This window comes from Streptomyces sp. NBC_00425, from assembly GCF_036030735.1.
GTDB lineage: Bacteria > Actinomycetota > Actinomycetes > Streptomycetales > Streptomycetaceae > Streptomyces.
On the sequence record NZ_CP107928.1, the window covers coordinates 1,352,572 to 1,372,949 of the forward strand.

A 20,378-nucleotide genomic window follows, 5' to 3' on the forward strand; every position below is an offset into this window, starting at 1 on the left:
CGAAGGCGCGACGCCGTACGACGGTGACGGCCGCGCTCGTCGCGGGCCTGGTCGCGGGGTACGGCATCGCCGTGCCCGTCGGCGCGGTCGCGACCTACCTCGTCTCGCTCACCGCCCGCACCTCGCTGCGCACCGGGGTGTGCGCCGCGCTCGGCGTCGCCACCGCGGACGGCCTCTACGCCCTGGTCGCGACCGTGGGCGGCTCCGCCGCCGCGGCCGTGCTGCGGCCGGTGCTGACGCCACTGCGCTGGGCCTCGGCCCTGGTCCTGCTGGCGCTGGCGGTCCGGGGCGCGCGGAGCGCCGTGCGCCAGTACCGGGCACACCGGCTCGCCACCCGGTCCGGGCCGCCTGCGCCCAGCCCGGCCCGGGCCTATCTGAACCTCCTCGGCATCACCCTCCTCAACCCCACGACCGTGGTCTACTTCGCCGCGCTGGTGCTGGGCGCCGGCACCGCCGACCCGGTACGGCCCCTGGAACAGGGCGTGTTCGTGCTGGCTGCCTTCGTCGCCTCGGCGAGCTGGCAGGTACTGCTGGCCGGAGGCGGCGCCCTTCTGGGCCGGGCGCTCACCGGCCACCGTGGACGTCTGGTCACGGCCCTCGTGTCGAGCGGGGTGATGACCGTGCTCGCCGTCCGGATGGTGACGTAGGCGGCCGGACGTGCGGATGAAACACGCGGCCATCGGTGTTGCAGCACTGTGCGGGCCGACGTGCGCGACGCACGACCACGCGGACCACGCGGACCACGCGTCCGGAACGACGACATGACGGCACAGCGCCATCAGCGACATGACGAAGGGGACGGAATCCATGCCTCTCGAAGGCGAGTACGAACCCAGCCCGACACAGTGGGTGCGCGAGCAGGTGGAGCTCTACGAAAGCTCCGGCGGCACCGAGGGCACGACCCTGCGGGAGACGGGACTGCCCGTCATCCTGCTGACGACCCTCGGCGTGAAGAGCGGTCGGATTCGCAAGACCCCGCTGATGCGCGTCGAGCACGACGGCCGGTACGCCCTGGTCGCGTCCCAGGGCGGCGCGCCCAAGCACCCCGTCTGGTACCACAACATCAAGGCCCTCCCCCAGGTCGAGCTGCAGGACGGACCGCTCAAGCAGGACATGACGGCCCGTGAGGTCACTGGCGCGGAGAAGGCCGAGTGGTGGGACCGGGCCGTCGCCGCCTACCCGCCGTACGCCGAGTACCAGACGAAGACGGACCGGGAGATCCCGGTGTTCGTCGTGGAACCGGCCGGGAGCCGCTGACCTCCCGGATCGCGCTCGCGGCGTCCTCGCGGGCGCCGCGAGCGGAAAACCCGCGGTGGGAACGCATCAAGGCGTTCCCACCGGGCACCCGACCGTCAGGCCCCGCCGCGCTCCCCCGTCGCGGCGGGGCCTCCCGCCGTCTCTCCCGCGGGCCGGTCGGTCACGTCGAGGAAGATCTGGTCCGCCTCGGAGATCGTCGAGGCGATGGACCGCTTGATGCGGACGGCGACCTCCTCGACCCGCTCGCTGTCCATACCCGGCACGAGGTCCACGCGGGCCGCCACGAGTACCGAGTCCAGGCCCATCTGCATGGTGAACACCGCTTCGACGCTGTCGATCTCCGGCTGGGCGTCGAGGAGCGCACGGATCCGCGCGCCGGTCTCGGGATCCGCGGCCTCGCCGATGAGCTGGTCGCGGGCGTCGCGGCCGAGCCGGAAGGCGACGTAGACGAGGAGCGCGCCGATCGCCAGCGACGCGGAGGCCTCCCAGACGACCTGTCCGGTGACCATGTGCAGGGCCATGCCGATCGCGGCCAGGGTGACGCCGAGCACGGCCGTGCCGTCCTCCGCGACGACCGTGCGCAGGGCCGGGTCCCGCAGGCCCGCGCTGCCGCCCTGCCGGCGCACCTGGTGCAGGGCCCGCGCCAGGGAGGCGCCCTCGGCGAGGAAGGAGACGCCGAGCACGATCAGGCCCGCCACATAGCCGCTGAGCTTCTCGTCGGCTCCCGACCGCAGCGCCTCGACGCCCTGGAAGAAGGAGAAGCAGCCGCCCATCACGAAGATCCCGACGGCGGCGAGGAGCGACCAGAAGAAGCGTTCCTTGCCGTAGCCGAAAGGATGCCGGCGGTCGGCGGGGCGGCGGCTGCGGCGCAGGGCGGCCAGCAGGAACACCTCGTTCAGGCTGTCGGCCACCGAGTGCGCGGCCTCCGACAGCAGCGCCGGCGACCCGGCGAGGACGCCGCCCAGCCCCTTGGCGGCGGCGATGACCAGGTTGGCGGCCAGCGCCACGAGCACGGTGACGCGTGTGCGGCGATCGGCCGCGCCGTCGTCCGCACCGCTCGCACTCCGCGAGCCCGACCCGCTTGACGTGCCGGACGGGCCGGGTGTCCCGTCCTGGCCGGATCGCCCGTCCGGGCCGTCCGGGCCGGTTGTGCCGGGCCGGCCTGCTCGTTCGCCTGCCGTGCCGGCGGTCCGGCCGATGCTGCGATCGTCCACCCCCTGACTCTCTCGGGCCTTCGTCTCGGCCGGGTGATCGGCGTTCCGTTCTGAAGGTGTCGCGCTCACCTTCGCCGAATTCCCCGGCGGATCGCGATCACACCGTGCCGCCGGCCGAAAACAGGGAACGCGGGGAACAGGAGACGCGACAACCACCGGGAGGAAGCCATGAGCGACGGGGGCGGCGACGGGGGCGGCGACGGCAACAGCGCCTACGGGCACACGGCCTTCAGGCGCGCCAGGAGTCACTTCACCGACCGGATCACCGCGGACGGCCGGGACGGCCGGCCCGTCGCCGCGGACCGCTACCGGCTGGTGGTCAGCCGCGCCTGCCCCTGGGCGAGCCGGGCCGTGATCTCCCGGCGGCTCCTCGGCCTGGAGGGCGCGCTGTCGATGGCGATCACCGATCCGGTCCAGGACGACCGCAGCTGGCGGTTCGGCCTCGACCCCGGCGGCCGCGATCCCGTCCTCGGCATCCGGTACCTCGCCGAGGCGTACGACCGGCGGGAGCCCGGTCACCCGGGCGGGGTCAGTGTGCCCGCGATCGTCGACGTGCCGAGCGGGGAAGTGGTGACGAACGACTACCAGCAGCTCACCCTCGACCTCGCCACCGAGTGGACGGCCCTGCACCGCCCCGGCGCGCCGGACCTCTACCCGGAGCGGCTGCGCGACGAGATCGACGCGGTCATGGCCGACGTGTACGAGGACGTCAACAACGGGGTGTACCGGGCGGGGTTCGCCGACAGCCAGGACGCGTACGACGAGGCGTGTACGGGAGTCTTCCGACGCCTGGAGCTGCTCACGCCGCGACTGGCACGGCAGCGGTACCTGGTGGGCGACACCCTCACCGAGGCGGACATCAGGCTGTTCACCACACTGGTGCGTTTCGACGCCGTCTATCACGGTCACTTCAAGTGCAACCGCTGGAAGCTGACGGAAAATCGGGTGTTGTGGGCCTACGCCCGCGACCTCTTCCAGACGCCCGGCTTCGGCGACACCGTCGACTTCGACCACATCAAGCGGCACTACTACCAGGTGCACACCGGCATCAACCCGACGAGGATCGTGCCCCTCGGCCCGGACCTGGCCGGCTGGCACTCCCCGCACCGCCGGGAGGAGCTCGGCGGCCGTCCGTTCGGCGACGGCACACCGCCCGGCCCGGTGCCGGCCGGTGAAGAGGTTCCGGCAGCCGGCCGGGCCCGCCGTCCCTCCCCCGTGACAGAGAAGGAGTGAAGAGATCCATGGCCAAGAAGAGGAAACTCCCCCTCGTCTACCAGCCCGTCGGATTCGCGCTGGGCTGGGCGAGCGGCGCCCTGGCGGGGCTCGCGTTCCGCAAGGCGTGGAAGGCGATCCGGCACGAGGACGACGCACCGGACGCGCTCGACCGGGACCGCGGCTGGGGCGAGGTCCTGCTGGCCGCGGCGGTGCAGGGCGCGATCTTCGCGGCCGCCCGCAGCGCCGCCGACCGCACCGGCGCCAAGGCGATCGAACGCTCCACCGGCGTCTGGCCCGCCAAGGAGAAGGGCGGCCGCGACTGACGCCCGCCCCGCCGTCACGGGCCCCGGGCGCGGTGTGCGGAACGCGGCGGGCAGCGCGCGGTGGCGCGGAAGGACGGACGGCTTCCCCGGCGCGGAAACCACGCGGAGCGGCGGGCGCCTGCCGAAAGGGCTGGGCCCGCCGCTCCGCGTGCGCCGGGTCCAGCCCTGCTCAGCCCTGCTCAGCCCGACTCAGCCCGACTCAGCCCTGCTCAGCCCTGCTCAGCCCTGCTCAGCCCTGTTTCGGGGCGGGCGAAGGCGTCAGCCGGAGCGTGAAGGAGTGGCCCGCCGGATCGGCGTAGCCCCGTTCCTCGTGGGGGCCCGGGGCGCCCTTGGTCTCCAGGGGGCGGCCGCCCAGGCCGACCACCCTGCGTTCCACCTCGTCGAGGTCGTCGACCAGGAAGTCCAGGTGGGCCTGGAGGGAGTTCTCTGGGCGGGGCCAGCTCGGCGGGGTCGCGTTCACGTCGCGCCGGAAGGCCAGGCGAGTGCCGTCGTCGCTCCTGATCTCGACGCGGTTCGCGGTCCGGTCGGTCTCCTCGGCGTCCAGCAGCCCCTTGTAGAACTCGGCGAGCTTCTCGGGCTCGGCACAGTCGAGCACCACGACGCCCGCTTTCACCAGTGCCATGTCGTCGTCTCCTCCACGAGATCCGGGCCGGGACGGAGCGCCCCGCCTCCGAACCCTGCGGATACCCCCGTTTCGGCCGCCCACGGGGGGGGCCGGGCGACCGCCCCTGGACTTCTTGGACAGGTGTCCCGCTATAGTGGACACCTGTCCAAGAAGTGAGAGGGAGACCATGGAAATCCTGGCGAACGTTCTGGTCGCGCTGGTGGCCGCGCTGCATCTCTACATCCTGGTGATGGAGATGTTCCTGTGGCAGAAGAAGCCGGGTCTGTCGTTCCACGGCTTCGACCCCGAGATGGCGAAGAAGACCGCCGCGATGGCCGCCAACCAGGGGCTCTACAACGGCTTCCTCGCGGCGGGCCTGGTGTGGGGGCTGATCGCGGCCGACCCCACCGGCTTCCGCGCCCAGGTGTTCTTCCTGTCCTGCGTGATCGTCGCGGGCGTGTACGGCGCGCTCACCGCGAACCGCCGGATCCTGTTCGCGCAGGCTCTGCCCGGCGCCGTCGCCCTGGTCGCCGTCCTCGTCGCACAGTGACCCGTCAGGAGCCCGAGGACCCGCGGGCGGCCCGCACGCGTGCGCGGCTGCGCTCGGCGCTCCTCGATGAGTGCGCCGAGCGGCCGCTGGAGGAGGTGGGAGTGGCCGCGCTGGTACGGCGGGCGGGCGTCGGCCGGGCCACTTTCTATGTGCACTATCCCGACCTGGAGGCCCTCGCCGTCGACGCCTGCGCCGACGTCGTACGGGAGGCCGTGGAGGCGTTGCACGCCTGGCAGGGGCGCCCCGACCCGGTGCGGGCCCCGGCCGCGCTGGCGGGGTTCTTCGAGTCGCTGACCCCGCACGGCACGCTCTACCGCACGCTGCTGACGCCGGGCGGCGGCGGGCCGCTCGGCCGGGTGCTCCACCGCGATCTGCGCGCCTACAGCCTGCGGGAGCGGCAGCGGGCGGGCGCGGCGGACGCGCCGCTGGTCGCCTCGGCCGTCGCCGCGACCTTCGCCGGCGTCCTGGCGGACTGGCTGCACGGCGACCTGGACGGCTCGCCCGCCGAGATCGCCGACCAGGTGTGGCAGTTGCTGGTCGCGCTGCACGCGAGCCGCTGAGAAGGTCCCGGCCGGCGGTGAGCGGTGAAGCGGTGAGCGGCGGTTCAGCGAGGCGTCGTCTGGAACGTCCTGCGATACGCCTGCGGAGAGACGCCGATGGACGCGTGCAGATGCTGACGCGGCGAGGCGCCCGTGGCGAAGCCGACGCGGCCGGCGATCTGGTCCACGGAGAGGTCGCCGGCCTCCAGCAGATGCCGGGCGTGCGCGACGCGCTGCTGGATCAGCCAGCGGCCGGGACTGAGCCCCGTCTCGTCGTGGAAGCGGCGGGCGAAGGTGCGCAGGCTCATCCTGGCGTGTGCGGCGAGCTCGGCCAGGGTGAGCGGCTCGCCGAGCCGCCGCAGGGCCCACGCGCGGGTGTCCGCGGTGCTCGCCGCGCCGGCCTCGGGAACCGACTGTTCGACGTACCGGGCCTGGCCGCCGTCCCGGAAGGGCGGGACGACGCACCGGCGGGCCACCTTGTTGGCGAGTTCGCTGCCGTGGTCCTTGCGGACGAGATGCAGGCAGACGTCGACGCCGCAGGCCGCTCCCGCCGAGGTCAGCACACGGTCCTCGTCGACGAACAGGACGTCCGGGTCGAGCTCGACGTGCGGGTACCTGCGGCGGAACTCCTCCGCGACACTCCAGTGGGTGGTGGCCCGGCGGCCGTCGAGCAGGCCCGCGGCGGCGAGCACGAACGCGGCGGTGCAGATGGAGACGAGGCGCGCCTCGGGACGGATCCGGGCGAGCGCCGCGGCGACCCCGTCGGACAGGTGGTCGGCCATCCGGTCGGGGGCCACCGGGGCGATGACCACCGTGTCGGCCGTCTCCAGCAGCTCGGGACCGTGCTCGACGCCGACCGTGAAGTCCGCCTTGGTGTGCACCGGATGCCCGTCGACCGTGCAGGTCAGCACCTCGTAGTGGCCGTCGGCCGCGCCGAACACCCGGCTCGGGATGCCGAGTTCGAACGGGTAGACGCCGTCGAGACTGGTGCGGGTACGCGCCGCGGGCGTCAACCCGACCGACTGGAAGCAGCGCGCCACGGGCGGCCTCCTGGGCGAGCCGCCGTTCGTCCTGGGCCGGGACCTCTCCGGGGACACCTCGGTCGACTCCCTGCGCGTCCTGCGCCCGGGCGGGATCGTGGTGTCGATCCTGCCGGTCGGTTCCGGGGAACTCCACGACGAGGCCGAGCGCCTCGGCGGGCGGGCGGCCCGGATACTGGTGGACGCCGACCGCGCCGGGACGCGGGAGGTCGCCCGGCTGGTCGAGGCGGGACAGTTGCGCGCCACGATCGCGGGGACCTTCCCGCTGGCCGACGCCGCCGGGGCGCACAGGCTCGGCGACACCGGCCGGACCGCCGGGAAGCTGGTCCTGACAGTCGACTGACGAGACGTCAGATTCCGGCGGCAGCGGGTTCGTCGGAAGGTCAGAACGTCAGGACGGGCTTGATCGTCTTGCCCGAGGTCATGTCCTGGACCGCCCGGTCGATGTCCGCGAACGCGTACGTGCCGATCAGACGGTCCAGCGGCAGCCGCCCCGCCTTGACCAGTTCGACCAGGGCCGGAATGAAGCTCTGCGTCTCGCTGTCGCCGAGGGTGAGGCCCACGACCCGCTTGCCGCCCAGCAACCCGTTCACATCCAGGGCGACTTCGCTGCCGAAGGGCGGCGCGCCGACCACCACCAGGGTGCCGCGGGCGGCGAGCGCGTCGACGCCCCGGCGCAGTACGGCCGTGCTGCCCGTGGTCTCCACGATGCCGTCGGCGCCCCGCCCGCCGGTGATCTCCACGAGGGCGTCGCCGAGGTCGTCCCGGCCGGCGTCGACGGTATGTGTGGCACCCAACTCCCTTGCCAGGTCCAGGCGTTCGGCGACCCGGTCGACCGCGACGATCGTGGTGGCCGGGGTGAGGGCGGCCGCCATGACCGCCGACAGGCCGACGGCTCCGGCCCCGAGGACGACGACGGTGCTGCCCGTCGCGGGCTCGAGCACGTTCCAGACGGCGCCGACCCCCGTCTGGACGCCGCAGCCCAGCGGGGCGATCGACGCCAGCGGCACGTCGGGGTCGACCTTGACGAGGCTGCGCTCGTCGACCAGCGCCCGCTCTGCGAACGAGGACTGGCCGAAGAAGTGGCCGCCGAGCGGCTCGCCGTCCCGGCTGATCGTGCCGGTGCCGTCCGCGCGGCGGCCGCCGAGGAGGTTCAGCGGCAGCCACGAGGCGCAGTAGGCGGGGTGGCCGCCGTGACAGTTGCGGCAGTCCCCGCAGGAGGTGAAGGACAGCACGACGTGGTCGCCGGGGGCCACGGCCGTGACGGCCGCACCGACCGCCTCGACGACCCCCGCGCCCTCGTGACCGAGGACCCCGGGCAGCGGGAAGGGCAGTCCGCCGCCCGCCACCCCGAGGTCGGTGTGGCACAGCCCGGCCGCCACCAGCCGGACGACCGCCTCGTGCGGCGCGGGGTCCTCGAGGACGACCTCGGAGAGGGTGAAGGGCGCTCCGGCGGACTCGACGACGGCGGCGCGTGTGGTGATGGTCATGGGTGTGACTCCCTTGCTCTCGCGGCGCGTTCAGTCGAGCGAGACGACGACGGACTTGACCTTGGTGTACGACTGGAGCGCCTCGGGGCCGTACTCGCGGCCGAAGCCGGAGTCCTTGACGCCGCCGAAGGGGACGGCCGGGTCGAGCATCGCCCAGTCGTTGACCCAGACGATGCCGGCCTGGAGGCGGTCGGCGACGCGGTGCGCGCGGGCCAGGTTGCCGGTCTGGACGCCCGCAGCCAGGCCGTACGGCGTGGAGTTGGCGAGCGCGACGGCCTCGTCCTCGTCGTCGAAGGGCTGGACGGTGAGGACCGGTCCGAAGATCTCCTCCTGCACGACCCGGGAGTCGTTGGCCAGATCCGCGATGACGGTGGGCCGGTAGTAGTACCCGCCGTCGAGGTCGAGGCGCTCACCGCCGCAGACGATGCGGGCGCCCTCCTTCCGCGCGAGGTCGACGTACTCCTCGACCTTGCACAGGTGCTTCTCCCCCGCCATCGGGCCGACGACGGTCTCCGGCCGCCGGGGGTCGCCCACCGGCACGCCCGGCACCGCCTCGGCGAGGATGTTCAGCAGCGTGCTGTAGACCGGACGGGCCACCAGCAGACGCGGGCCGCCCATGCAGAACTGGCCGGTGTTGAAGACGAAGCCCTTGATGACGGCCCCGACCGCCTTCTCCAGGTCCGCGTCCTCGAAGACGAGGTGCGCCGCGTTGCCGCCGAGTTCCATGGTCACCGGCTTGAGGTTCTCGCCGGCGATGCTCGCGGCGTGCCGGCCGACGGCGGTGGAACCGGTGAAGGCGATCTTGTCGACGCCGGGGTGGCGCAGCAGTGCCTCGCCCGCCACCGGGCCGCTGCCGGTGACGACGTTGACCACGCCGTCGGGCACGCCCGCCCGCTGGAACAGGTCGGCCATGTACAGGGCGCTGAGCGGGGTCTCGTCGGCGGGCTTGTGGACGACCGTGTTGCCGGCGGCGAGGGCGGGGGCGATCTTCGAACCGGCCAGGATGAGGGGGAAGTTGAAGGGGGTGATCGCGGCGACGACGCCGAGCGGGCCGCGCCGGGTGTAGGCGAGGGCGTTCATGGGGGTGTCGCGGTTCGCGCCGTCCAGGGCGAAGGCGAGGGTGGCGAAGTACTCGTAGTCGTTGGCCGCGTTGGTGACGTCGACGGCGTGCGCCAGGGTGATCGGCTTGCCGACGTCGAGGCTCTCCAGCCGGGCGATCGCGTCGGCCTCGGCGCGGATCAGTTCCGCCACCCGGAGCAGGACGCGGCCGCGCTCCCTGCCGCTGAGGCCGGACCACTGCCCGGCGTCGAAGGCCTCCCGTGCGGCCCCTACGGCGGCATCCACGTCGACGGGGCCGGCCTCCGCGACGGTGGTGACGACCGCACCCCGGGAGGGGTCGACCACCTCGGTCCGGGCTCCGTCCGCGGCCTCGCGCCACTGTCCCCCGATGAACAGTCGACCGGGGCCGGTCTCGAAGGTGGTCATCGCCACTCCTCAGCATCGTCGCCAAGATTTCAACAAACAGGATTCCTGTTGGTTCGCAGTCTCTTTACAGACAGGTTTCCTGTCAATGCTCTAGGCTCGGACACATGGCCGGCTCCCAAACGCGCAGGACAGCGTCCGCACCCTCGCCCCACCGGGCGCCCCCGTCCCTTCTCTACATGGTGAAGCAGGTCGAGCTGGTCGTGCGATCCCACCTGGACGAGCTGGTCAAGCCGTCCGGGATCACGGCCCTGCAGTACACGGCGCTCACCGTGCTGCAGCGGCACGACGGACTGTCGGCCGCCCAGCTGGCCCGGGACTCCTTCGTCACCGCCCAGTCCATCGCCGATCTGGTGCGCTCCCTGGAGGGGCGCGGGCTGATCCGCCGCGAGCGCAATCCGCACAACCGGCGCGAGCTGCTGATCCTGCTCACCGACGAGGGGCGCGAACTCCTCGACCGGCACGCCGGCCCGGTGCGGGAACTGGAGGAGCGCATGGTGCGGCAGCTCACGGCGCACCAGACGGAGCAGTTCCGCGCCGCCCTGTCGACGGCCTGGCACGCCCTGTCGTAGCCCTCCCGCCACCCGGCGGCCCCTCCCCTCACCCCCCTTCGCTCACGGCGCGAAAAAACTCGGTCAGAGTCGGTTGCATTTCGAAGACATATGTCAATCGAACATGCTGGAATTCACTCCATCGGGGGTAACTTGCTGGAGCGGGGAACTGCTGCGTGCGCCCCGCCCGTTGGAGGCTCCCGACCGGTGGAGCTGGTTGGAGGCGATGTCGTCGTGCAGCAGAAATCTCCGGCGGGCACCCCGCATCTACGCGTCCGGGAGGACCGGGGGTACACGGTGCTGGAGTTCCACGGCGAGATCGACATCGTCGCGGCGACCGAGATCGGTCCGCACCTCGACGAGGCGACCTCGTGCGCCGCACCGCGCATCGTGATCGACCTGACCCCGGTGGAGTTCTTCGACTGCTCCGGGCTGCGCCTGCTGTACCGGGCCCGCGGCCGGGTCCTCGACCAGGGCGGCCGTCTGCACCTGGTCTGCCCGCACCCGCTCACCCTGCGCATCCTGCGGGCCACCGGGCTGTCCCGGCTGCTGCCGCCCGCCGCGACCCTGGAGGCCGCCCTGGAGCGGCCCGGGGCCGCCTCCGGCACGTTATGACGGCGTCGGGAAGCGCTGCTCGACGGCCCTTGCGACCCGGCCGGCCCGGCTATTCGCCGCGCGCCGCGTCGAAGAGGGCGCTGACGGACTCGCCGTTGTGGATACGGCGGACGGCCTCCGCGAGGGCGGGGGCGATGGACAGGATCCGCAGCTTGTCGGTGTGCTGCTCGGCGGGCACCGGCACGGTGTTGGTGCACACGATCTCCAGCACGTCGGGCTGCTCGCTGAGCCGTTTCAGCGCACCGGCCGCGAACAGGCCGTGCGTGCACGCCACCCGTATCGACCGCGGCTGCGACTCCCGCAACCGGTCGAGCAGTTCCAGGACCGTGCTGCCCTTGGCGATCTCGTCGTCGAGGACGATCACGTCCCGTCCCGCCACCTCGCCGATCACGGCGCTGATGCTGACCCGGTCGTCGGCGAACCGCTGTTTGGCCCCCGCCGCCACCTGGGCGCCGATCATCCGGGCGAAGGCCGCCGCCTCCTTGGCGTTGCCGAGGTCCGGCGAGACGACGGTGGTGCGGGTGAGGTCGTAACGGCGGAAGTGGGCGGCCAGCTCCCGGTGGGCGTGCAGATGGTCCACGGGCATCGAGAAGAAGCCGTGCACCTGGGGTGAGTGCAGCGTCATGGCGAGCACCCGGTGGACGCCGGCCGCCGCCATCAGGTCGGCGACCAGCCGGCCGCCGAGCGAGATCCGGGGCGCGTCCTTCTTGTCGGAGCGGGCGTAGGAGTAGTGCGGCATGACGACCGTGATCCGGCCCGCCGACGCGCCCCGGGCGGCGTCGCACATCAGCAGCAGTTCGACGAGGTGTTCCTGGACGGGCCGGACCAGGGGCTGGACGAGGAAGACGTCCCGTTCCCGGCAGTTGGCCTGGAGCTGCACCTCCAGGCAGTCGTTGGCGAACCTGCTGAGACGGGTGGGACTCAGGGGCACGCCGAGGTGGGCACAGACCTCGGCTGCCAGCTCGGGATGGGCACTGCCGCTGAACACGGAGATGTCTCGCACGATCGGCTCCTCGCTGATCATGTCCGGCTGGGGCGGGATCTCCCATGCTACGGACCGCGTCCGTTCCGCCCACCCGCGCAAGCACGCCGTAATCCACCCGCCTCCTCCCCCGCCCCTGCCGGCCCCCGGAAGGTCCGGTCCCGGCCTGCCGGCGGACCCGTCGGTCCGGCGGACGGGAGGCACGGGGCGGATCGGCCGCCCGGGTGACGTGGCCGGACCCGACCGGGCCCGGTCGCCTTCCGGTCGCGGCGGACCTCGTGGCGGGGGTGACGGGTGGCCGGGCCGGGCCGCCGGAGCGGGAGGCGTCCGAGCAGCCGGACACTGCCCACCGGAGACCGAAGACCGGTTCCGCGGCGGCAAGGACCCCGTGACGGCCTGCGTGCCCGGTGGATCCGTGGTGGATCCGTACGTCACAGGTTGCCAACAAGGCGGTCTGACAGCGCAATTGGCGGGAATCCGTGTCCTCAGGAAGGAGGGCCGTCCGCATGACGACTTCCATCGAGCCCACCGAGCCCACCAAGGCCGACAAGCCCGCCAGGCGCCTCCCCGGCCGCATGCCCGGCTGGGCCAAGGCGCTCACCGCCGTCGTGGTCGTGCTCGTCGTGATGTTCGCCGGGATCCGGCTGAGCCTGCTGCCGGGACTGCGCGACCTCTTCGGCACCGAGACCCACGACCGTACGGGCCCCGCCCTGCTGCAATCCATCCAGGACATGAGCCGTTACGACGCCGCCTCCGGCAACTTCCAGGTCGTCGTGGACCTGGAGAAGGACGCCAAGTACCTGCCCGACGCGATCCGCGGCACCCGCACCCTGTACGTCGGGGCGGGCACCGTGGACGCCTATGTCGACCTCGGCAAGGTCGGCGACGACGACGTGACGGTCGACGAGGACCGTACCTCCGCCACGCTCCGGCTGCCGCACGCGCGGCTCGGCACCCCGGCGCTCGACCCCGACCGCTCCTACGCGGTCTCCAAGCAGCGCGGTCTCCTGGACCGCCTCGGCGACCTCTTCTCCGACAACCCCGGCGGTGAACAGGCCGTGCAGAAGCTCGCGGTCCGCCACATCGGCGACGCGGCGAAGGAGAGCGAGCTGACCGTGCGGGCCGAGAGCAACACCACCCACATGCTGGAGGGACTGCTGCACTCCCTCGGCTTCAAGGAGGTGAAGGTGGTGTACGGCTCCTGACCTCCCCCCCCCGGCGCCGGACCTCGTGTCCGGCGCCGGACGGGTTGGTCGGCATCCTCCGGGTTTTCGTGGGTAATCGCCCTGTCACGCAGGGAAGTTGACTATTGGAGGACCGCATGGCCCGTGCAGCGCTACGTCCGCTCGCCGCGTTCCGCCCGCGCGGCGCCGAGGAGCCCGGAAAACCTGGAACACCCGGAAAGCGCTGGAAGCCCTGGAACAGGACCGAGACGCCTCCCCGAACCGGCGGGAAGAGCGGCAGAAGGACCGGAACGAAGACCGACGCGAAGGCCGGCCGGCCGCTGCCGTTCCCGCTGCGGCTGCTGGCCATGCTGTGCGCCTTCGCGTTCATGGTCGCGTTCGCCGTCGCGCTCGCCCGCGTCACGCTGGAGCCGTCACCCGCCTCGGTGGCCCTGGTGCACTCCAACCTGCGGCCGGGCGACTCGCTGCGGGCCTATCTGGACCAGCCGGAACTGCGCGACGCGGTGAAGCAGATCGGCGGCAACCTGCTGCTGGGCGTGCCCTTCGGCGTGCTGGTGCCGGTCGTCGCCCCCCAGGCGCGCGGCCTGCTGCGCGTGCTGCTGCTCACGGCGGCCGTCATGCTGCTGGTGGAGTTCGCCCAGGGCGCGCTGGTGACCGGACGCGCCTTCGACATCGACGACGTCATCCTCAACACGACCGGCGCGCTGATCGGCTATCTGATCCTGGGGCGCCGGGTCGGCCGGGCGGTGCACGCCCGCAAGCCGCGCGCGTGACAGCGGGGCGGGGACGAGGGCCGGACCGGCGTCAGTGCGGGTTCCAGGTGTACTTGTCCCCGCCCACCCAGCGCACCACGTCCGGGTCGTCGAGGTCGTGCACCGTGATGCCGTACGCGGCGGCGATCTCGAGGACGTCGGTCACGTCCCTGGCCTCGCCGACCACCTCGGCGTCGATTTCCACGATGCGGAACGGAACGGCGGCGGGCTGCACCCCCAGCACCATGATCCGCGGTCGGGAGATACGGAGGCTCGCGATTTCGGTCATGACATAGAGGGTAGAGCGGAACCAATCGCCACGAATCATTCGATCACGGACATGAGGGCAGCACGGCCGCGTCGTCTCCCCGACGTGCGGTCCGCGCGCGGGCGGGGAACTCTGGAGCCAGGAGGTGGCGATGGACCCCGTCGAGGCCCTGGACCGGATCGCCTTCCTGCTGGAGCGGTCGCTGGCCCCCACCTACCGGGTGCGCGCGTTCCGCACGGCGGGCCGCGTGCTGCGCGAGCTGCCCGCCGCGGAGGTCGAGCAGCGCGCGGCCGCCGGGACGCTGGAGTCCCTGAAGGGCGTGGGCCCCAAGACCGCCCAGGTGGTGCGCGAGGCGCTGGCCGGGCAACAGCCGTCGTACCTGACGAAGGTGGAGGACGAAGCCGGCCGGCCGCTCACGGAGGGCGCGGGGACCGGGCTGCGGGCGCTGCTGCGGGGAGACTGCCATGTCCACTCCGACTGGTCGGACGGCGGCAGCCCGATCGAGGAGATGGGCCGGACGGCGGCGGCCCTCGGCCACGATTGGGCCGTGCTCACCGACCACTCGCCGCGGCTGACGGTGGCCCGCGGCCTGTCCCCCGAGCGGCTGCGCCACCAGCTGGACGTGGTCGAGGAGCTCAACGCGACCTGGGCGCCCTTCCGGCTGCTGACCGGCATCGAGTGCGACATCCTCGACGACGGGTCCCTCGACCAGGAGCCGGAGCTGCTGGAGCGGCTCGACGTGGTCGTGGTGTCCGTGCACTCCAAACTGCGCATGGAGGCCCGGGCGATGACGCGCCGCATGGTCAGGGCCGTGCGCGATCCGCACGCCGACGTGCTCGGCCACTGCACCGGACGGCTGGTGGGCGGGCGCGGGCGGCTGGAGTCGGAGTTCGACGCGGACGAGGTGTTCGCGGCGTGCGCCGAGTCCGGCACGGCCGTGGAGATCAACAGCCGGCCCGAGCGGCTCGACCCGCCGCGCCGGCTGCTGCGCCGGGCGGTGGCCGCGGGCACGCTGTTCTCCGTCGACACCGACGCGCACGCGCCGGGCCAGCTGGACTGGCAGATCCTCGGCTGTGCGCGGGCCGAGGAGTGCGAGGTGCCCGCCGAGCGGGTCGTCACCGCCTGGCCGCTCGATGACCTGCTCGCCTGGACGCACGAGGGGCGGACGCCGGCGGGAGTGGCGGGCCGCTGAGGTGGTACCCGGCGGGTGGCTCGAGAGAGAGGATCCGAGATGACACGCGCCGCCGTGTTCGACGTCGACGGCACCCTGGTCGACACCAACCACCTGCATGTCGTCACCTGGTGGGAGGCCTTCCGGCAGGCGGGCCACCGGGTGCCGATGCACGCCGTGCACCGGGCCGTCGGCCTCGGTTCCGACGACCTGATCGCCCACCTGCTCGGCGAGGACCGGGACACGGACGCGGACTCGGAGCTCAGCGCCGCCCACAAGGCGCTCTACGGCCAGTACTTCGACCGGCTGCCGCCGCTGCGGGACGCCGGGCGGCTGCTGCGCCGGCTGCGCGACGACGGCTGGACGGTGGTGCTCGCCACCTCGGCGAGCGGGTCCGAGCTGTCGGCCCTGCGCGGCGCCATCGACGCCGACGACGCCATCGCCGCGACCGCGAGCGCGGACGACGTCGAGGCGGGCAAGCCCTCCCCGGAGCCGGTGGCCCACGCCCTGGAACTGGTCGGGGCGTCCGCCGAGGGGGCCGTGTTCGTCGGCGACACCGTGTGGGACATGCAGGCCGGCCGCCGGGCCGGGGTGCGCTGCGTGGGCCTCCTGTGCGGCGGCATCCCCCGCGCCGACCTGACGGAGGCGGGCGCGGAGACGGTGTACGACGACCCGGCCGACCTTCTGGCGTCCCTGTCGGTGAGCCCGCTCGGCCGGACGGCGGGGTGATGGACGTCACCGGGCCCCGCCGTGAACCGGGGAACACCCATGAGTGGTTACCCGTTGAACAAACCGTGGGTGCGGACGGGACAGTGTCCCCGGGCCTCACCTTCTGCCCACGGGGACGATCGTCCGGCTGAAGCCCTGTGGAGCGTCTCGCCGAGAGGCGACCGCCGTGCGCACCCACGCATCGACCGCCCCGACCGTGATTCCCCCGTCCGGTCGGGGCTCTTCTCTGCCCGGCCCGCCCCGGGGCACGGGCGCTTGACTTCGAGCGCACTCCAATTCGTAGCGTTCCGGCATGAGCACTGCACAGCACAAGATCGGCTCGGGGTTCGACGCCCACAGCACCGCCGACGACGTCCTCGCCGGCGTCGACCTGACCGGACGGCTCGCGATCGTCACCGGCGGCTACTCCGGGCTGGGCCTGGAGACGACACGCTCGCTCACCCGCGCCGGCGCCCACGTCGTCGTCCCCGCCCGACGCCCGGACACCGCCCGCGAGGCCCTGGACGGCCTCGACGGCGTCGAGGTGGACGAACTGGACCTGGCCGACCTGGACAGCGTGCGCGGCTTCGCCGACCGCTTCCTCGCCTCCGGCCGCACCGTCGATCTCCTCATCGGCAACGCCGGCGTGATGGCCTGCCCCGAGACCCGTGTCGGGCCCGGCTGGGAGGCGCAGTTCGCCACCAACCACCTCGGCCACTTCGCCCTCGTCAACCGGCTGTGGCCCGCGATCGAGCCCAACGGGGCCCGTGTGGTCGCGGTGTCCTCCCGCGGCCACCACTTCTCCGGCATGCGCTGGGACGACGTCCACTGGCGGCGCGGCTACGACAAGTGGCAGGCGTACGGGCAGGCCAAGACCGCGAACGTGCTGTTCGCCGGCCACCTGGACCGGCTCGCCCGCGACCGGGGCGTGCGGGCCTTCTCGCTGCACCCAGGCGGCATCATCACACCCCTCCAGCGGCACCTGCCCAAGGAGGAGATGATCGAGCGGGGCTGGATCGACGAGGAGGGCAACGTCATCGCCCAGGAGGGCTTCAAGTCTGCGCAGCAGGGCGCCGCCACCCAGGTCTGGGCGGCCACCTCGGCGCAGCTCGACGGGATGGGCGGGGTCTATCTCGAGGACTGCGACGTCGCCGAGCCCGCGGGCGCGGACGACGAGCGCACCGGCGTCAAGGAGTGGGCGACCGACCCGGAGCAGGCGGCCCGGCTGTGGGAGCTGTCCGCCGAGCTGACGGGCGTGAACGCGTTCTCCGGCCGGCGATAGACGACGTCACCGGCACTGGGCAGCGTGCCCGCGAGCACGGCCATGAGCGGATCGGCTCGGCCGTACCGACGGGGGCCGCTCAGGCGGACGGCTCTTCGGGCACGGGCTCGTCGGACTGGTCGATGTCCGTGTGCGACGCCCCCGGGGACGCGCCCTTGCGGCCGGCGCCCGACTCGTCGGTGTCGGGGACGTCCGCGGCCTCGGCGGGCTTCGCCGACCGATCCGGCCCGGCGATGTCCCAGGGGTCCTCCGCGTCCGCGTCGGCCTGCTGGTCCGGCAGGTCGCGCGGGACGGGTGCGCTGGTCTCGTCCGGGCCTTCGAGGCGGTGTGCGGCCACGACGGCCTCCCTTCGCGGTGGTGCTGGCGCCGGACGCCGTCCGTCCGGCACCACGCGAGTACCTCCCGGGCGGCCGGCGAAACGTGACGCGGGTCGGCGTGAGCGGGGCGGAGGCGAGCCGGGAGTGTCCGACCAGCCGCCGCCGGGAGGGCGGGCAGCTGCCCGGCAGGAGCCGGGGGGTACGGCGGTTCGAGGGGCCGCGGGGTCATGTGCGCGGACAGCCGCGGCGGGGCTGCCGTCTCGGGCCGGCGGACGGCCCCCCTTCGGCGTCCGGCGAACCCATCGGCGCCGGGACGGCCCTTCGGCGCCGGCGACGCAGACGAATCCCGTCGGCGCCGACACCGCGACGGGCCCCTCGGCATGGCGCGGCGGGCGCCTCAGCGTGGGGCGCGTTCCTCCAGCACCGTGCGCCAGGCCGGCGCCGGGCCGATGGGGACGGGGTCGGGGCGACGGCCGCCGCGGGCGAAGAAGTCGGCGAGCGGGAGGATCGCCGCGCCGACGGTGACGGCGTCGGGGCCGAGCCGGCCGAGCTCGACGCTGACCTTCTGCGCGGGGTGGCGCAGCGCGTACGCGGTGGCATGCCGGCGCACGGCCGGCAGGAAGCGGGCGCCGAGCTGGAGGCCGGCCCAGCCGCCGATGAGGATGCGCTCGGGCTGGAAGAGGTTGATCAGGTCGGAGAGGCCTGCGCCCAGGTACTCCGCCGTCTCCTCCAGCACCGCGAGCGCCACCGGGTCGGGGGTCCGCCCGCCGTCGGCGGTGTCGCCGTCCAGCGGGTAGGCGGCGGCGAGCATCGCCGTCAGCGCCGTCTCCTCGTCCGCGCCCTCCGGCGGCCGGCCGCCGGCCTCGCGCCAGCGCTCCAGCAGCGCCTCCGCGCCGGCGTACGCCTCCAGACAGCCGAGGGCGCCGCACCGGCAGCGGCGGCCGCGCACCCGCACGGTGAGGTGTCCCCACTCGACAGCCCGGCCGTGCTCCACCTCGGGGGTCACGAGGCAGGCCCCGACGCCCGAGCCGAAGAGGACGACGACAGCGTTGTGCGCGCCGCGTCCGCCGCCGAACCACATCTCGGCCTGGCCGAGGGTCTTCGCGCCGTTGTCGATGAAGTACGGGACCGACTCGGGGAGAAGGGAGCCCTCGCGCAACAGCTCCTCCAGCGGGACGGCGTCCCAGCCGATGGTCTGACCGTGCACCACCGCGCCGCGCCCGGGGGTGTGCTCGACGATGCCGGGGACGCCGATGCCGACGCCCAGAAGCTGTTCGGGGCCGACGGAGGCCGCCGCCAGCACCTCGGCCACGCCGTCGCGGATGTGACCGACGATGCCGTCGACCTCGTACCGCCGCTGCTCCAACGGCTTCTCCACGCGCGCGAGTTCGGTCAGCGTCAGGTCGAACAGCTCGATCCGCACCCGGGTCTCGCCGACGTCCACTCCGATCATGTGGCCGCTGCCGGGGGCCGCCCGCAGCAGGATGCGGGGGCGGCCCCCGTCGGAGTCGACGCTGCCGGCCTCCTCCACCAGACCGTCCGCGACCAGCTCGGCGACGACGTTGCTGATCGAGCCGGAGCTCAGACCGGTGGCCGGGCCGAGCTCGAAACGGCTCAACGGGCCGTCGAAGTACAGCCGCTGCAGCACAGCCGTGCGGTTCGCCCGCCTCAGGTCGCGTACCGTGCGCCCGCTCCGCCCCGTCATGTCGCTCCCTCCGAGCCCTGCCCGACCTGCAACATACCTCTGCGGACGGGCTGGGCGCGACATTCGTCCAACCCTTAGTTCACGATGTGAGCTAAGAGACGGCCGCCCTGGTGATCTCGTCCGTCCCGGTGATCTCGTCCAGCGCGGCGACGAGTTCCGGGGCGACCGTCTCCTGCGTCCAGCGTTCGCGATCCGCGCCGACCGCGCGGGGTACCGTCTCGACGAGCATGATCAGGTAGAGGTAGGCGCGGTAGAGCGCGAGCCGCAGCCGGGCGGGCGTGTCGAACACGGCCCGGCCTCCGGCCTCGCGGTAACCCGCGAGGAACGCCTCGTCCTTCCTGATGTCGCCGAGCAGGGCCAGCGAGACGAAGTCCGCGAGCGGGTCGCCCCAGAACATCCGCTCGCCGTCGATGAGACCTCCGATGCGGGCCCCGCCGCCGGTGCGGTCGACGAGGACGTTGCCGGGCCACAGGTCGAAATGGACGAGGCGCGGGACGGTGACCTCGTCGAGGGCGCCGTACGCGGACCGGGCGACGGCGGCGATCTCGTCGGCGGGGCGGGGCAGTCGGGCCCCGTAGTCGCGGGCGTCGGCGAGCACGGCGTCGAGCATCGCCGCGAAGGCGGTGCGCCAGTCGGCGGTGAGCGGGCCGAACACCCCGGAGGGATATCCGAAGCCGGGCCCGGTCACCTCGTGCAGCCGGGCGACCTGCCGTCCCAACTCCGTTCGCAGTGGCACCTGTTCTGCGGTCGTGACCGAGTCGTCCCACGGGTCGCCCGGGCACATGGTCATCAGCAGCCACTGCTCGTCGAGGGCCACGACGTGCGGCGCCGGCACCGCCGCCTCGGCCGCGCCCCGGCAGAACTCCGCCTCTGCGACCAGCAGTCGGCTCTCGTACCGCAGGGCCGGTGCGGTGGGTGCGACCTTCAGCGCGTAGCCGCTGCCGTCCGTGAGGCGGAGCTCCTCGACCGTGTTGTAGGTGCCGCCGCCGAGCGGGCGCACATCGGCCAGGCGGCCCGGTGTGATGCCCGCCGCCGTCAGTACGCTCCGGGCTCGTTCCCGGGAGTCCGTCATCGTGCGCCCGCCCCTTTCCTCCTCGGCCGGCCGCGTGCCCGCCCCCGGGCGTGCCGT

General features: G+C 73.2%; 23 protein-coding genes and 2 pseudogenes. 15 read left to right on the forward strand and 10 right to left on the reverse strand.

What is annotated here, in order from left to right; genetic code table 11:
* The first annotated feature begins 23 nt into the window (after positions 1–23).
* Both OHS82_RS05845 and OHS82_RS05850 read left to right on the forward strand, forming a co-directional pair.
* On the forward strand, positions 24–647 hold the full coding sequence (locus OHS82_RS05845) for a LysE family transporter (protein WP_057577498.1): 624 nt from the start codon (positions 24–26) through the stop codon (positions 645–647).
* A 160-nt stretch (positions 648–807) separates the two neighbouring features.
* On the forward strand, positions 808–1,257 hold the full coding sequence (locus tag OHS82_RS05850; protein ID WP_057577668.1) for a nitroreductase family deazaflavin-dependent oxidoreductase: 450 nt from the start codon (positions 808–810) through the stop codon (positions 1,255–1,257).
* 95 nt (positions 1,258–1,352) lie between these two features.
* Here the strand turns inward: OHS82_RS05850 and OHS82_RS05855 are convergent, their stop codons facing one another.
* A complete protein-coding gene (locus OHS82_RS05855) occupies positions 1,353–2,270 on the reverse strand; it encodes a cation diffusion facilitator family transporter (RefSeq protein WP_328433417.1) in 918 nt (305 codons plus the stop codon).
* 369 nt (positions 2,271–2,639) lie between these two features.
* On the opposite strand from OHS82_RS05855, the gene OHS82_RS05860 reads away from it, so the two are divergent.
* A complete protein-coding gene (locus tag OHS82_RS05860) occupies positions 2,640–3,704 on the forward strand; it encodes a glutathione S-transferase family protein (RefSeq protein WP_328433418.1) in 1,065 nt (354 codons plus the stop codon).
* A gap of 8 nt (positions 3,705–3,712) precedes the next feature.
* Positions 3,713–4,009 carry a DUF4235 domain-containing protein gene (locus tag OHS82_RS05865; protein WP_057577503.1) on the forward strand — a complete coding sequence of 99 codons (297 nt, stop codon included), beginning with the start codon at positions 3,713–3,715 and terminating at the stop codon, positions 4,007–4,009.
* 229 nt (positions 4,010–4,238) lie between these two features.
* Here OHS82_RS05865 and OHS82_RS05870 read toward each other — a convergent pair whose 3' ends face one another.
* Positions 4,239–4,631: a VOC family protein gene (locus OHS82_RS05870; protein WP_328433419.1), complete on the reverse strand. Its 393-nt coding sequence runs from the start codon at positions 4,629–4,631 to the stop codon at positions 4,239–4,241.
* Positions 4,632–4,800: 169 nt separating this feature from the next.
* On the opposite strand from OHS82_RS05870, the gene OHS82_RS05875 reads away from it, so the two are divergent.
* On the forward strand, positions 4,801–5,163 hold the full coding sequence (locus tag OHS82_RS05875) for a DUF1304 domain-containing protein (protein ID WP_057577507.1): 363 nt from the start codon (positions 4,801–4,803) through the stop codon (positions 5,161–5,163).
* Positions 5,160–5,723: a TetR/AcrR family transcriptional regulator gene (locus OHS82_RS05880; protein WP_057577509.1), complete on the forward strand. Its 564-nt coding sequence runs from the start codon at positions 5,160–5,162 to the stop codon at positions 5,721–5,723. The genes OHS82_RS05875 and OHS82_RS05880 overlap by 4 nt, the downstream gene beginning before the upstream one ends.
* 44 nt (positions 5,724–5,767) lie before the next feature.
* Here OHS82_RS05880 and OHS82_RS05885 read toward each other — a convergent pair whose 3' ends face one another.
* Complete coding sequence (locus tag OHS82_RS05885) at positions 5,768–6,715, reverse strand: GlxA family transcriptional regulator (RefSeq protein WP_328433420.1); 948 nt, start codon at positions 6,713–6,715, stop codon at positions 5,768–5,770.
* Between OHS82_RS05885 and OHS82_RS43430 the strand changes: the two are divergent.
* Together OHS82_RS43430 and OHS82_RS05890 are read left to right on the forward strand one after the other, a co-directional pair.
* Positions 6,690–6,746, forward strand: a pseudogene (locus tag OHS82_RS43430) (hypothetical protein); the annotation flags it as partial. The gene OHS82_RS05885 and the pseudogene OHS82_RS43430 sit on opposite strands and share 26 nt — an antisense overlap.
* Before the next feature lie 39 nt (positions 6,747–6,785).
* Positions 6,786–7,085, forward strand: a pseudogene (locus tag OHS82_RS05890) (zinc-binding dehydrogenase); the annotation flags it as partial.
* 40 nt (positions 7,086–7,125) lie between these two features.
* Here OHS82_RS05890 and OHS82_RS05895 read toward each other — a convergent pair.
* The gene (locus OHS82_RS05895) at positions 7,126–8,232 is read right to left on the reverse strand and encodes an NAD(P)-dependent alcohol dehydrogenase (RefSeq protein WP_057577514.1); all 1,107 of its coding nucleotides are present in this window, start codon (positions 8,230–8,232) and stop codon (positions 7,126–7,128) included.
* Between the two features lie 30 nt (positions 8,233–8,262).
* Positions 8,263–9,717, reverse strand: a complete 1,455-nt coding sequence (locus OHS82_RS05900; RefSeq protein WP_328433421.1) for an aldehyde dehydrogenase family protein — start codon at positions 9,715–9,717, stop codon at positions 8,263–8,265.
* 176 nt (positions 9,718–9,893) lie between these two features.
* On the opposite strand from OHS82_RS05900, the gene OHS82_RS05905 reads away from it, so the two are divergent.
* Positions 9,894–10,286 (forward strand): MarR family winged helix-turn-helix transcriptional regulator, encoded by a 393-nt coding sequence (locus tag OHS82_RS05905; RefSeq protein ID WP_199863744.1) that lies wholly within the window; start codon positions 9,894–9,896, stop codon positions 10,284–10,286.
* Between the two features lie 213 nt (positions 10,287–10,499).
* Positions 10,500–10,880, forward strand: coding sequence for an anti-sigma factor antagonist (locus tag OHS82_RS05910; protein ID WP_057577669.1), 381 nt, complete (start codon positions 10,500–10,502; stop codon positions 10,878–10,880).
* Between the two features lie 49 nt (positions 10,881–10,929).
* On the opposite strand, the gene OHS82_RS05915 is transcribed toward OHS82_RS05910, so the two are convergent.
* Positions 10,930–11,883 (reverse strand): ribose-phosphate diphosphokinase, encoded by a 954-nt coding sequence (locus tag OHS82_RS05915; RefSeq protein WP_057577670.1) that lies wholly within the window; start codon positions 11,881–11,883, stop codon positions 10,930–10,932.
* Positions 11,884–12,368: 485 nt separating this feature from the next.
* Between OHS82_RS05915 and OHS82_RS05920 the strand changes: the two genes are divergently transcribed.
* On the forward strand, positions 12,369–13,067 hold the full coding sequence (locus OHS82_RS05920; protein WP_057577522.1) for a DUF4230 domain-containing protein: 699 nt from the start codon (positions 12,369–12,371) through the stop codon (positions 13,065–13,067).
* A 116-nt stretch (positions 13,068–13,183) separates the two neighbouring features.
* Positions 13,184–13,819 carry a VanZ family protein gene (locus OHS82_RS05925; protein WP_328433422.1) on the forward strand — a complete coding sequence of 212 codons (636 nt, stop codon included), beginning with the start codon at positions 13,184–13,186 and terminating at the stop codon, positions 13,817–13,819.
* 31 nt (positions 13,820–13,850) lie between these two features.
* Here the strand turns inward: OHS82_RS05925 and OHS82_RS05930 are convergent, their stop codons facing one another.
* Positions 13,851–14,087: a hypothetical protein gene (locus OHS82_RS05930; protein WP_057577524.1), complete on the reverse strand. Its 237-nt coding sequence runs from the start codon at positions 14,085–14,087 to the stop codon at positions 13,851–13,853.
* A gap of 130 nt (positions 14,088–14,217) precedes the next feature.
* Here OHS82_RS05930 and OHS82_RS05935 point away from each other — a divergent pair, with 130 nt between their 5' ends.
* The 3 genes from OHS82_RS05935 (at position 14,218) to OHS82_RS05945 (ending at position 17,227) form a co-directional block, all read left to right on the forward strand.
* Positions 14,218–15,258 carry a PHP domain-containing protein gene (locus OHS82_RS05935; protein ID WP_328433423.1) on the forward strand — a complete coding sequence of 347 codons (1,041 nt, stop codon included), beginning with the start codon at positions 14,218–14,220 and terminating at the stop codon, positions 15,256–15,258.
* Between the two features lie 39 nt (positions 15,259–15,297).
* Positions 15,298–15,966 carry an HAD family hydrolase gene (locus OHS82_RS05940; protein WP_057577528.1) on the forward strand — a complete coding sequence of 223 codons (669 nt, stop codon included), beginning with the start codon at positions 15,298–15,300 and terminating at the stop codon, positions 15,964–15,966.
* A gap of 292 nt (positions 15,967–16,258) precedes the next feature.
* Positions 16,259–17,227 carry an SDR family NAD(P)-dependent oxidoreductase gene (locus OHS82_RS05945; protein ID WP_328433424.1) on the forward strand — a complete coding sequence of 323 codons (969 nt, stop codon included), beginning with the start codon at positions 16,259–16,261 and terminating at the stop codon, positions 17,225–17,227.
* A gap of 79 nt (positions 17,228–17,306) precedes the next feature.
* On the opposite strand, the gene OHS82_RS05950 is transcribed toward OHS82_RS05945, so the two are convergent.
* From OHS82_RS05950 to OHS82_RS05960, 3 genes are all read right to left on the reverse strand, one after another.
* Complete coding sequence (locus tag OHS82_RS05950) at positions 17,307–17,564, reverse strand: hypothetical protein (protein WP_057577531.1); 258 nt, start codon at positions 17,562–17,564, stop codon at positions 17,307–17,309.
* A gap of 377 nt (positions 17,565–17,941) precedes the next feature.
* Complete coding sequence (locus OHS82_RS05955) at positions 17,942–19,249, reverse strand: ROK family transcriptional regulator (RefSeq protein ID WP_328433425.1); 1,308 nt, start codon at positions 19,247–19,249, stop codon at positions 17,942–17,944.
* A gap of 91 nt (positions 19,250–19,340) precedes the next feature.
* Complete coding sequence (locus OHS82_RS05960) at positions 19,341–20,321, reverse strand: phosphotransferase family protein (protein ID WP_057577532.1); 981 nt, start codon at positions 20,319–20,321, stop codon at positions 19,341–19,343.
* Positions 20,322–20,378: the final 57 nt, after the last annotated feature.

Coding starts and splice junctions, on each gene's coding strand:
- OHS82_RS05850 (WP_057577668.1), top strand. CDS start 808: ATGCCTCTCGAAGGCGAGTACGAACCCAGCCCGACACAGTGGGTGCGC.
- OHS82_RS05860 (WP_328433418.1), top strand. CDS start 2,640: ATGAGCGACGGGGGCGGCGACGGGGGCGGCGACGGCAACAGCGCCTAC.
- OHS82_RS05865 (WP_057577503.1), top strand. CDS start 3,713: ATGGCCAAGAAGAGGAAACTCCCCCTCGTCTACCAGCCCGTCGGATTC.
- OHS82_RS05870 (WP_328433419.1), bottom strand. CDS start 4,631: ATGGCACTGGTGAAAGCGGGCGTCGTGGTGCTCGACTGTGCCGAGCCC.
- OHS82_RS05875 (WP_057577507.1), top strand. CDS start 4,801: ATGGAAATCCTGGCGAACGTTCTGGTCGCGCTGGTGGCCGCGCTGCAT.
- OHS82_RS05895 (WP_057577514.1), bottom strand. CDS start 8,232: ATGACCATCACCACACGCGCCGCCGTCGTCGAGTCCGCCGGAGCGCCC.
- OHS82_RS05900 (WP_328433421.1), bottom strand. CDS start 9,717: ATGACCACCTTCGAGACCGGCCCCGGTCGACTGTTCATCGGGGGACAG.
- OHS82_RS05905 (WP_199863744.1), top strand. CDS start 9,894: ATGGTGAAGCAGGTCGAGCTGGTCGTGCGATCCCACCTGGACGAGCTG.
- OHS82_RS05920 (WP_057577522.1), top strand. CDS start 12,369: ATGACGACTTCCATCGAGCCCACCGAGCCCACCAAGGCCGACAAGCCC.
- OHS82_RS05925 (WP_328433422.1), top strand. CDS start 13,184: ATGGCCCGTGCAGCGCTACGTCCGCTCGCCGCGTTCCGCCCGCGCGGC.
- OHS82_RS05930 (WP_057577524.1), bottom strand. CDS start 14,087: ATGACCGAAATCGCGAGCCTCCGTATCTCCCGACCGCGGATCATGGTG.
- OHS82_RS05935 (WP_328433423.1), top strand. CDS start 14,218: ATGGACCCCGTCGAGGCCCTGGACCGGATCGCCTTCCTGCTGGAGCGG.
- OHS82_RS05940 (WP_057577528.1), top strand. CDS start 15,298: ATGACACGCGCCGCCGTGTTCGACGTCGACGGCACCCTGGTCGACACC.
- OHS82_RS05945 (WP_328433424.1), top strand. CDS start 16,259: ATGAGCACTGCACAGCACAAGATCGGCTCGGGGTTCGACGCCCACAGC.
- OHS82_RS05955 (WP_328433425.1), bottom strand. CDS start 19,249: ATGACGGGGCGGAGCGGGCGCACGGTACGCGACCTGAGGCGGGCGAAC.
- OHS82_RS05960 (WP_057577532.1), bottom strand. CDS start 20,321: ATGACGGACTCCCGGGAACGAGCCCGGAGCGTACTGACGGCGGCGGGC.